This window comes from Aeromonas sp. JL9 (genome assembly GCF_024436075.1).
GTDB classification, from domain to species: Bacteria; Pseudomonadota; Gammaproteobacteria; order Enterobacterales; family Aeromonadaceae; genus Aeromonas; species Aeromonas veronii.
The window spans coordinates 1-11,713 of the sequence record NZ_JANFNV010000020.1 but is presented as its reverse complement, the minus strand read 5'-3'; the positions used below and the strand labels follow the sequence as shown (position 1 = coordinate 11,713).

Sequence of the window (11,713 nt, the reverse complement as noted above, 5' to 3'; positions counted from 1 at the left end):
AACTAATGACGCAACTCATGCCTAAGTTTCAGGAAGAATACAGCTCCAAGATCCCGGCCCTGACCCTGCTGACCCAGCTGGGCTGGTCTTTCCTCTCCCCTGAACAGGCTCTGGCGGCACGGGATAACAAGGCCGATCAGGTGGTGCTGCGCCAACAACTGCGCAGCGTGCTGGCCGAGCGCACCTTTATGTTTGCGGGCAAAACCTATCCGCTTTCCCCTAAGTCAGTGGACAATCTGGTGAGTGAGCTGTGTAGTCCGGCCCTGAATGAAGGGTTGCAGGCGGCCAACGAGCGGCTCTATAACCACCTTCTCTATGGCATGTCGGTGACCGAATTTGTCGATGGCAAGAAGGTGAACCCCACCATCCCCCTGATTGACTGGCACAATCCGCACAATAACCGCTTTACCTTTACCGAAGAGTTTCGGGTCACCCGCGCAGGGGGCATCGGCTCTTCGTTTCAAGAGCATCGTCGCCCGGATATCGTCTGCTTCGTCAATGGCTTGCCCTTGGTGGTGATTGAGGCCAAGCGCCCGGATGGCAACGCCAAAAAAGGGCCGACCATCAAGGAGGGGATCTCCCAGAGCCTGCGCAACCAGCGCCCCGACGAGATCCCGCTGCTGTTTGCCTACAGCCAGTTGTTGCTCTCCATCAATGGCATCGAGGGGCGATACGGCACCTGCGGTACGCCGGAGAAGTTCTGGGCCGCCTGGCGTGAGGAGGATATCGGTGATGGTGCGATGACAGCCATCAAGAATGAGCCGCTCTCATCCGAACAACTCTCCGCCCTGTTTAGCCACCGTTCCGCCGCCGACCTGGACTGGTATCAGTCTCTGGTTGCGGCGGGCGAGCTGGCCGTCAGCGATCAGGATCGGCTGCTCATCAGCCTGCTCTCGCCGGAGCGGCTGCTGGAGATGACCCGGCTGTTCACCCTGTTTGACAAGAAGGCGGGCAAGATAGTCGCCCGCTACCAGCAGGTGTTTGGCATCAAGCGGTTAATCGAGCGTATCAACCAGAAACGCCCCGATGGCGGGAGAGAAGGTGGGGTGATCTGGCACACCACTGGTTCGGGCAAGTCGTTCACCATGGTGTTCCTCAGCAAGGCGCTGATCCTGCACGATAGTTTGAAACAGTGTCGCCTGCTGGTGGTGACCGACCGGGTGGATCTGGAGAGCCAGCTCAGCAAGACCTTTGCCTCCAGCGGTGAACTCGCGGGCAAGAAAGATAAAGAGGCGGCCATGGCTACCTCGGGCAAGCGGCTGGCCGAGCAGATCGGTAAGGGCAGCGAGCGGATCATCTTCTCGCTTATTCAGAAGTTCAACTCAGCGACCAAGTTGCCGGAGTGCATCAACAAGAGCCCGGATCTCATCGTGCTGATCGATGAGGGCCACCGCAGCCAGGGGGGCGAGAACCATGTCCGCATGAAGCTGGCATTGCCCAACGCCGCGTTTGTGGCTTTTACCGGCACGCCGCTTCTCAAGGATGACAAGACCACCAATAAGTTTGGCCCCATCGTCCATGCCTACACCATGCAGCGGGCGGTCGAGGACAAAACGGTGACGCCGCTGCTCTATGAGGAGCGCATCCCCGATCTGGAGGTCAACGAGCGGGCCATCGACAGCTGGTTTGAGCGTATCACCCTGGGGTTAAACGAGCAGCAGCAGGCCGATCTGAAACGCAAATTTGCCCGCAAGGGCGAGATCTACAGCGCGGAGGATCGCATCAAGCTGATTGCGTTCGATATCGCCAGTCACTTTTCAAACCACATTGTCGAGGGGCTCAAGGGCCAGCTGGCCTGCGATAGCAAGGCATCGGCGGTGCTCTATAAAAAGTACCTCGACGAGGCGGGGCTGTTCGAGTCGGCGGTGGTGATGAGCCCGCCCGACAGTCGTGAAGGCAACACCGAGGTCGATGAATCAACCACCCCGCTGGTCACTCAGTGGTGGAAGGAGAATGTCGGCACTCAGGATGAGCAGGTGTATTCCAAGGCGCTTATCGAGCGTTTTGCCGATGAAAATGACCCCCTCAAGTTGCTGGTCGTGGTGGACAAGCTGTTGACCGGCTTCGATGAACCAAAGAACACAGTGCTCTATATCGACAAGCCACTCAAAGAGCACAACCTGATCCAGGCGATTGCGCGGGTCAACCGGCTGCACCCGAAGAAGAAGTTCGGCCTGCTTATCGACTATCGCGGCATCTTATCCGAGCTGGATACCACCATCGGCAAGTATCAGGATCTCGCTTCCCGTACTCAGGGCGGCTATGACGTTGACGATCTCAAAGGCCTCTACAACCAGATGGGCACCGAATATAAGCGGCTGCCTCAGCTCTACCAGACCCTGTGGAACATCTTCGCCGGGGTGAAGAACAAGCAGGATATCGAGCAACTGCGCCAAGTGCTGGTGCCCAAGATGGAGGAACTGGACGGCGAACTGGTGGATGTGAACCTCAAGGTGCGAGAAGACTTCTACGAGGCTCTCACGGCGTTTGCCAGTTGCCTGAAAGTGGCGTTGCAGTCGGCCTCTTTTTTCGAGGACAGCGCCTTTAGCGAGGCGGATCGTCGCCACTACAAAGAGACGGTGAAACAGCTCTCCAGCCTGCGCCAACTGGTGCAACAGGATGCAGGTGAGAAGGTTGACTACGACGAATATGCCGAACAGGTGAAGAAGCTGCTGGATAAGCATGTGGTCGGGGTAGAGGTTAAAGAGCCGGGCGGCGTCTATGAAGTCGGCAAGATGGGCCAAAAGCAGCCAGAAGAGTGGAGCGAGAACAAGACCCGCAACGAGACCGACATCATCAAGACTCGCGTCACCCGCATGATTGAGCAGGAGCTATGCGACGACCCCTACGCCCAGGAAGCCTTCTCCAAGCTGCTGCGCCAAGCCATCCTTGATGCGGAGAAGCTGTTCGATCACCCGCTCAAGCAGTACATGCTGTTTCGTGAGTTCGAAGAGCAGGTGCAGGAGCGTCGCCTGAGTGAGATTCCTGACGCTTTTGCTGGGCATCGCCACGCTCAGGCCTACTTTGGGGTGTTTAAAAAGGTACTGCCGGAGGTGTTCGCCATTACCGACAGCCAGGTACAGGAGAAGTGGATAAAGCTGGCCTTCGAGATCGATACGGTCGTGGATGCATCGGTGGCCGAGCACTCCATCAACCCGCAGAACATCGAGGCGGGTATTCGCAAGCAGTTGCTGCCGCGTATGTTCCAGGAGTGCAAAGCAATCGGCAGTGGTATGGAGCAGGCCAAGAAGATTGTCGAGATGGTGGTGCAGATCACCCGAGTCGGCTTGAGCGGAGTCTGATCAGATGAATGTGCCTATTCGGGTCAAGGGCGATGCTCAGCCCCAGGCTCCAGCTCCATCCTTTAGCTTTCGCTACGGCGATGAGCGGATCGCCTTCGAGCGGGTGCAACGGAGACAGGCTAGCGGCAAGGTGCTTATCAAGGTGCATCCCGATTGCCGCGTCGTGGTCTCGGCCCCGCGTGAGACGGCTGATGATGCGGTTCTCGCAGCGGTCAAGCAGCGCGGACGCTGGATCTACGAACAGTTACGCGACTTTCGCCAGCAGTTGGAGCACGTCACCCCACGCCAGTACATCAGCGGTGAGAGCCACTATTACCTCGGCAAGCAGTACCTGCTCAAGATGATCGAAGCCCCTGATTCGGTGCAGGGGGTCAAAATGCTGCGTGGCAAGTTGGAGGTGTCGGTTCGACAACGTAGCGCCGAGAAAGTTCGTGAGCTGCTGGCAGACTGGTACAAGGCCCGTGCCAAAGAGGTGTTTGCCAGACGCCTCAACGCCATGCTGGATCAAGCCATCTGGGTCACGGGCAGACCAGCACTGCGCATCCTGACTATGCAGACACAGTGGGGCAGTTGTTCCCCCCATGGCCGGATCACGCTCAACCCACATTTGGTCAAAGCGTCCCGCGAGTGTATCGATTACGTGATCCTGCACGAGCTCTGCCATATCGCCGAGCACAACCACAGCGAGCACTTTTACCGGCTGATGAGTCAGGTGATGCCCGGTTGGGAAAAGACCAAAGCGAAGCTGGATGGCATGGCTAATCGCTTGTTGACCTGAGTTATCTGCTCGTCAGTCACCCGCAGCCCGGCAGGCCCCCTTGCCGGGCTGAATTTTTTGGTGTGGATGCATTGATTGCTCTTCGCATGGAGCCTTTTGTAGCCAAAAACGGACATTTTTTCTGAGCGGAATCATCAATCGCTTCAGAATAATGTTCTATATCCGCCACCCTATTATGTCAAAAAAGGAATAAAAAACATTTACTTATTATTTATAAAAATAAATATTCGTGATTATGTATGCTTATGTGATTTTTTATAACTATATGTTTTTTAAGATAAAAAATGAAATTTTGTTGAGTGTGGCATTTTTGCCATGATAGCGTCGATAGTTATTATTTATAAAAATAAATAAGTAAAAACAACGCCTTACGTGCACTATTGCGGTTGACGACCCCCTGCCCAGTTACTAGGTTGTATGCAGGTCAGGTAGGAGTAGTCATGCAGCAAAAAACGGTTCAGCAGCCCATCGTCACCGATGCGGAGATCGCAAAAACAGCACGGTACAACCGAGACATCAAAGCTTCGGGGTATCGCCCCTGGGTCACGGTGCGGCAGTCCCACACCTACGGCCAGGGGCAGATTGTATTTAGCCACAAAACGGGTCGTGAGCATCATCTTCTCAGCCGTGGCGAGAGGGCACCATTTTTCTATTTCGAACGCGATCCAACTGTTATCGACATTCTCGAACAGTATCCGTTACCACTGCATGAAACGCTCAAAATTGCGGCATCTCTGCACATTGTCCATCCTGGTAATTACAAAGAGCGGGCGAATTATGGTGGCCGCATCCCAGCCAAAACAATGACTCAGGATTTTGTCATTATTCGGAAAACGGAGGCAGGGAAGCATATATTGGCTCCATATAGCTTCAAATATTCGGATGCGCTGGATCCGGAAATAACATCCCCCCGTGTTGTTAATCGTACAAGGGCAAAGGAGAAAATTGCCATTGAATATTGGCGTACTCAAAATATTGATCATGTGCTGTTAACGGAAAAAAGCTTCAATAAAGTACATATATATAATCTGGAATTCCTACGTGAGTGTTTTGATACGCCTGAGTATATTCAGGTATCTGAGACCATATACCTCATTATATTGGGACGTATCAAACATCACCTGATTGCCCATCCCTCAAATACCTTGTTAGTGTTGATCAAGCAGGTGGCTAAGGAGTTGAATATTTCTGACGTGCAGGTGAAATGTGTATTTCAATATGCAGTTTATCATGGTGTTATAATCGTTGATCTTACACAACGTTTAGAGTTATATAGGCCTGTGCCATTCAACGAGGTGGTTCATGCGAGTTAACCAGAAACTGATCACTAATACAAATGGTGGTTCAGAGTTTCTGATTGTCTCTATTTGTTATGACATGGGGTTGTTAGCTGTAAGTGAATTATTAGATGGGCCACCAAAACGGCCGACTAATCTATTAATCGAGAATGTCGAGTCTAATATTGAAAGTGGTGAGTGGACTCTGGCTGAACATCAATTTCCAAAAGTTTTATTTTCCTCTGATAGTGAGCTAGAACCTCAATGGATCAAGATTCGCAATGAGAGGTTGGCTGTAATTAGTCCGTTGCTTAGTCAGCCTGAATTGTTACATCGCTATTTATATGGTGATGCAAGTGGTATATTGAAAACGTTGATTGAAAATTCCGGTCGAAGTAGGAAATACATTTGCGCTCAATTGAATAGTTATTTCTTTTTTGGGGCATTTCCAAATTCATTGCTTCCACACTATTTTAATTGTGGCAGCAACTTTCAACTACCAGATGTGCCATTGGGTCAGAAAGCAACCAAGAGTGGCCCAATTACTCGATATGGTACACCATATCGTGGCATTACTCAGCGAGATATTATACAAATTGAGCGTTTTTCAAAATCTATTAAATCTGGCTCTGAAGTGAGGTTGTCAGAGCTATACTTTGACTATTGTTTGAAATATGAATGTGTCAATGTTTTACCGAAGGGCATTGAGGATTGTGACATAGCAGAACCAATTAAAATGTTACTTCATAGGGAATATTTAATATCACCAAGAATATTTAAATATCATCTGAAAAAGTTCGTCAGTGATCTCACGTTCCTGAAAAAGCGAGTAGGCAGTATTAATTATTCCCGTGACCATGCAGGAAAACCAGGTCTTGCCCGTGCCGGCCTGCGGGGGCCAACGTCACGATATGAAATAGACAGTACTATTGCCGATGTTTACATCCGTTACCCGTACAGTAACGATGAGCTACTGAGTACTGGAAGACCGGTTATATATTTTGTCGTTGATACCGCCAGCAGTATGATTGTTGGATTGCATGTCGGTTTCGACTCGCCTTGTTGGCATGGAGCAAGTCAAGCATTATTCAATGCGATGAGCAGTAAGCGAGAGTTTTGTCGGCAGTATGGTGTGGAGATCGAAGAGGCTGACTGGCCCTGCAATTTACCATGTCGTGAATTAACGTTCGACCGGGGCTCTGAGAATACTGATACCAATATTTGCAGCCTGCTGCGCGGACTCATTGGTATCACAGTCGGTAATTTTAATGCCTATCATCGCGGGGATATGAAAGGCCAAGTGGAGAAAACTTTCGACATTATTCAGACTTTAGCGATCCCGTTCGAGGCAGGCAAGGTGGTTAAGTATCCACATAAGGAGGATCAGCACGCATCTCGTCGCCCCCTGTTGACGTATGAACAGTTCATGTATCGACTCATTAATATCATTATCTATTCAAATAATCATCGTCAGCGCGTGACCTCGCACAACCTAGAAATGTCACGTGATGGGGTTGGTTTTACTCCTCGTGATGTATGGAACTGGGGTCTGAAAAATTCAGTGATAGTGAGGCCTGTTCCCATAGACCGCCTGCGATTTGCGCTGTTGCCAGAGGATGAGGCTACGGTGCGTGCTGATGGGATATTTTTTCGAGGCCTTTACTATAGCAGTAATGAAATTGTTCGAATGCAGTGGCTGGATCAGGCGAAAAATCTCGGACGTTTCAAAATTAGAGTCAGGTACATAGATACATGTACTAATCATCTTTGGTTTAAAACTGAGGATAGTGATGAGGTCTATCAGGTTGAGCTGACAGATCGCAGTGAGGCATATCGGAATCAGGTTTGGGCAAATGTCATGCATCGCCTGTATATTGTTAAACAACAATTGGCTGCGTTGGATGAGAAGAGATTCAATGCTCGCGCAGTGTTAGAAATGGACTTTCATGAATGTGATGAGGTAATTCGAAAAACTAATCGTGGACTGAAAAAATCCACTGCAAAAAATATACAGTCAGGAATGAAAATCCATAAACAGGTCGAAGGGAACTTGCAACGTCATCATGAGGAAATGGCTATTGCTGCTGATTTAAGAAATACATGTCAGCAAGATAATTATATTAAAAAAACACCCAGTCAGAACCTTGCTGATCCGACAATATTTACAGTTCAGGAGAAATAATCATGGCCGCACCTCAATATTACCCACATCCCAATTCAAAATATCGGGGAAACCCCTATATCGAGGGGCTTGGCTTGCCGCTCTCAACGGCACAATTTTATGCGAACTGTGAGATCCCTTTTCAGTGTGATCTGGATCTTGCAGGGGTGGATGAATCGCTGCATTCATATTTTATCCGCACTGCCATTGATCAACTGGCGGAGGTTTATACCTCTCCAGATGAGGCGTACCGTTTATATGACCAGATACGACGGATGATCGAGGCTGGGTATGCTCGACGCAATCCAATTGGGGCCGATGTACGCAGGATATTAGCTGCGATTGATCGTGACAAGGCCGAGCCATGGAAAGCTTCACATGTATTGGAACTAGAATTGTCTGTTCAGTATAGCCTGTTACTGCTAGGGCTCAGTGGACGTGGGAAGAGCACGATGGTTAGGCAAATTTGCCAACAGATACCACAAACGATAGAGCATGATCGCTATACGGACCTGCATGGTCACGAAATTATTGTGAGTCGAGTGCAGGTGACCTATCTGTACATTGAAATTCATGATCGCCGTGGCCAAAAAGCACTTTTGCTGAACTTGTTAGAATCACTCGACGCTGTCACTGGTGAGAGTTATAGCCATACCCATAGGAACCGCTCTGTTAATGAGTTGATTTCGGTAGTGCAAAAATCGTTTATCGGCCATGGGGTTGGTTTGCTGATCCTTGATGAAGCGCAGAACCTGGCCAGGTCTGCCAAGAATGAAGTGATCAGTAACAACGAGAAAACGACCATGAAATTTCTAGAGGAACTATTAAATCGAGTGGGGATCCCGTTGATGTTTGTCGGAACATTGGCCACGATGAAATTGTTTGATAGCGAAATGACGCTAACCCGCCGAGCAACTAAAAATGGATTTATGCAGTTGGTGAGCTGCGATATACATAGCTCATTTTGGCTGCGTTTTATCCGCCTGATATGTCAAACTAGATTTCTGAAAAACCAGAAAACATCAGAGGATGTATTACGCCAACATATACATTATTTGAGTGCCGGTATCCCGGCTATTGCAACCAGTCTAGTTCGCGCCACGCTATCGTATCTAACCCTGCTGAAACCAACAGATCAAGATCTCTCGATCGCTGCATTGGACTTATGTTTCAATCGCGAATTTAAAATCCTCCAGCCTGCGTTGAGTGCTCTGCGTAAGGGTGATTACTACCAATTTGAGGACCTATCGCCGATGTTACTGCTCGAATCAGTGGGAAATAGTCAGGTTGTTGATGGAGACACATATTCAGCAGAGGGAGAAATCCTGCTGCAAGGTGAGGTTAAAATCACCAAAAAGCTGCCAAAAACAGAGGAAAAGAAGCTAAAAACTTTAGAGCAATTATCCCCGGATTCATTGCTGGGGCAACTCGGTTACTCTGTAGATAAGGGGCCGTGCAAATGATCCTCCATCGGTTGGAGTTGCTACCTGGTGAGCATTTAGGGGCGGTAGTTGGCCGGATGCATGTGCTGAGCACGCACGGGACGTTTACTGCAACGGCCCAGATGCTGGGGCTGAGCAGCCCACAAATCCGTCCCCATCGTTTATGTCATCCCGACGATCCTGTCCTCGATACCCAATTTCGGGCCCGACACGTTCAACGTGCGTGGCAGGATCACTCTGTCGGCAATTATTTAGCTTCTTTTTTGACTCCGGATGAGCAGAGGATAGTGGCATCAGCACTGGCGGGCCGTTCCCAGCTTCGGTTACGGGTGACTGGCCTGCACAATGTACAACACCAATATTGGCGCTGGTGCGCAGACTGTATTGCCGAGGATTATGAGCTCTATGGTATGCCCTACTACCACCGAGATCATCAACTACCAGGAGTGTTCCATTGTCATCGGCATCAACGCGGTTTGTCTGGTCACTGCGCAGGCTGTGGTTTTTCCGCCAAATTGTTGTCGGAGCAACTGATCCCGCCCTACGACAGCCTCTGTTCCCATTGTGGACACTGGATGGGGGGATACGATGGTCATTTTTCCGAGCGGATGCACGAGATTGAGTTGGCGTCGCTGGCATTGGCCCAGTCCACGAGCACTCTCACCCTGTGTGCACTAACTCAGCTGGTGACTGATTCGATGGGCATCTCGGGCGAGGCGATGCGCACGGTCAAAAGTATCAAAACGATCAATGCGTGGTTTCAGCAGATGGACTCGCAATGTGATCCCCTGGCACTTACTGCGTATTTCACCAATAGTGGGGGGCCAGGTCAGGTATGGCAATTACCCCCACAGCTGCGCAATGCACGGGGCTACCATGAGAAGTCAGCCCGAGATCCGTTGCACCCTCTGGCCCACCTAATGATGTTGCAGCATGCAGGCGTCGATCTGGTGAGGCTCTTGGGATCTGAGGGGTGATCGGTGTTGACCTCGGTGATCCCCACCTATATCCCTGGCGAGTCGGCCTACAGCTGGGTCAGCCAGTATTTTGTTCATTCGGCATACAGTGATCGAAACCATTTTTGTAACCAGCTATTCCACTGTCCTGCTGTTCGGTTGCATCCGGCATTACCAGGCCATATTAAGGCGGCTGCCCAGGCGGCGGGGGTGGATCCGCAATACCTGCTGCACCACGGCTCGGCCTTCCCATTGTTCGCCCTGACGCTGAACAATAAGCACCAAGTCCACGCCCTGGCTGCCGCCATGCTGGGTGAGGGGAGGGGAATAATGGCCCTGTCAGGACAAGCCGCCAGCAAACTAAGGGTCGGTGGCGCTTGCCTGAAATGGTGTCCGGCCTGTCTTCTAGAAGATGAAAAGCAGTTCGGGTGTGGGTATTGGCATACGGTACACCAGTTGTATGGGGTCACGGCCTGTGCCAAGCATGAGCTACGATTGCAAACCCTGGCGGCCAGTGCGGGAGGTATTGATCGGCGACTGCTAATACCGGATCCCGAGATACCCTGTGAACCATCGCGTCCATCTGAACAGGAAATCAAACTTTCTACATATATCACCGCTATGCATCGGTATCTGTGCGTCCAGTCGCCAACGGAGTCGCTAGCTGAGCTGTACCAGCGATGGCTCGGGCAACAGGGCTATCTGACGGCCAGAGGCCATCTGCGTAGCCAGCCCCTGTTGCAGGCCATGACGGAGTTCTGGCAGGGGTTGTTTGCCGATATAACGCCAATAGTGCCGCCGGGGCTGGCCAACTATCGATACGTCTCGGGGCTGGTGCACGGTGACCGCAGTCACCACTACCTGAAACATGTGATGCTGATGGCGTTTGTAAGCCGTAGCCCAGCGGAATTTTTTTCTATCAGTAGCCCAGCTGCGGTGCAGATACAATCCACTATGCCTAGCGACGGACAGCTATCAGAAACAGCAATACTGACATTGTTGGTGAAGCGGGTTTCCATGCGACAGATTGCCTGCCAGACCGGATACAGCATCGGCTATATCAAGCAACTCGCCCTGAGACACAATCAACCGGTTGATCACCGTGCCAAGCGCATTACAGCTGAAGTTGAGCGGGGAATATGGCGTCAGGCGTTCATGGGGGGATCACGGCAGCAGATCGCGCACAGTCATGGCGTTTCTGTCGGGGCGGTCGAAGCCATTATTCAGAGCCACCAAGGGCTGTCTGACTGGCGACGGCATTTGAGAAGGGTTAACCGTCTCCGTGAGCACCGTGTAACGGTGGCTGCATATTTGGCAAAACATGCTGATGCTAGTCGAGGCTTTGTCGAGCAGGTGTGCAGAACGGCTTTCACCTGGCTCTATAAACATGATCGTGCCTGGTTGTATCAACAGTTACCTGCCGCCAAGCGAGCAGTTCACCATCCCAGTGTGGATTGGGAAGAACGGGATAGGAAACTGGCTGAGCAACTGGGGCTGCTGGCCGAGCAGGCAAGCTCTCTATCTGCACTGGAACGGGCAGTCGATAGGCCAGACTGCCTGAGGAAATACAAAACACGTCTACCGCTCAGTTACGCATTGGCTGTGCGGCTGGTTGCGGCGTATGCCGCTCAACATCCTATGCCCTGATGCTCGCCGTCGATACCTATACAGGTTCTGATATCAGGCATCACAACGAGGAGTATTGCCATGAAGGTCGAAGCTGCGTATTCCGGCGAAGTTGAACAGCCATTCCGGCCAACGTGAACACCCTGATCCTTAACGCGCTCACGTCATCCC

General features: G+C 51.1%; 7 protein-coding genes. All 7 read left to right on the top strand.

The window, feature by feature from the left end; all coding sequences use genetic code 11:
* The first annotated feature begins 17 nt into the window (after window positions 1-17).
* The 7 genes from NOM06_RS14380 to NOM06_RS14350 all read left to right on the top strand — a co-directional run bounded on the left by NOM06_RS14380 (window position 18) and on the right by NOM06_RS14350 (window position 11,563).
* Window positions 18-3,302 (top strand): type I restriction endonuclease subunit R, encoded by a 3,285-nt coding sequence (locus NOM06_RS14380; protein WP_255912052.1) that lies wholly within the window; start codon window positions 18-20, stop codon window positions 3,300-3,302.
* Between the two features lie 4 nt (window positions 3,303-3,306).
* Window positions 3,307-4,080: a M48 family metallopeptidase gene (locus NOM06_RS14375; protein ID WP_047440443.1), complete on the top strand. Its 774-nt coding sequence runs from the start codon at window positions 3,307-3,309 to the stop codon at window positions 4,078-4,080.
* A 440-nt stretch (window positions 4,081-4,520) separates the two neighbouring features.
* Window positions 4,521-5,393 (top strand): TnsA endonuclease N-terminal domain-containing protein, encoded by an 873-nt coding sequence (locus tag NOM06_RS14370; protein WP_042082322.1) that lies wholly within the window; start codon window positions 4,521-4,523, stop codon window positions 5,391-5,393.
* Window positions 5,383-7,539 carry a transposase gene (locus NOM06_RS14365; protein ID WP_255912051.1) on the top strand — a complete coding sequence of 719 codons (2,157 nt, stop codon included), beginning with the start codon at window positions 5,383-5,385 and terminating at the stop codon, window positions 7,537-7,539. The genes NOM06_RS14370 and NOM06_RS14365 overlap by 11 nt, the downstream gene beginning before the upstream one ends.
* A gap of 2 nt (window positions 7,540-7,541) precedes the next feature.
* Window positions 7,542-8,981, top strand: a complete 1,440-nt coding sequence (locus NOM06_RS14360) for an AAA family ATPase (RefSeq protein WP_017784506.1) — start codon at window positions 7,542-7,544, stop codon at window positions 8,979-8,981.
* A complete protein-coding gene (locus NOM06_RS14355) occupies window positions 8,978-9,937 on the top strand; it encodes a TniQ family protein (RefSeq protein WP_080768656.1) in 960 nt (319 codons plus the stop codon). Before NOM06_RS14360 ends, NOM06_RS14355 begins: the two co-directional genes overlap by 4 nt.
* Window positions 9,938-9,940: 3 nt before the next feature.
* Window positions 9,941-11,563: a TnsD family Tn7-like transposition protein gene (locus NOM06_RS14350; RefSeq protein ID WP_077097821.1), complete on the top strand. Its 1,623-nt coding sequence runs from the start codon at window positions 9,941-9,943 to the stop codon at window positions 11,561-11,563.
* The last annotated feature ends 150 nt before the right edge of the window (window positions 11,564-11,713 follow it).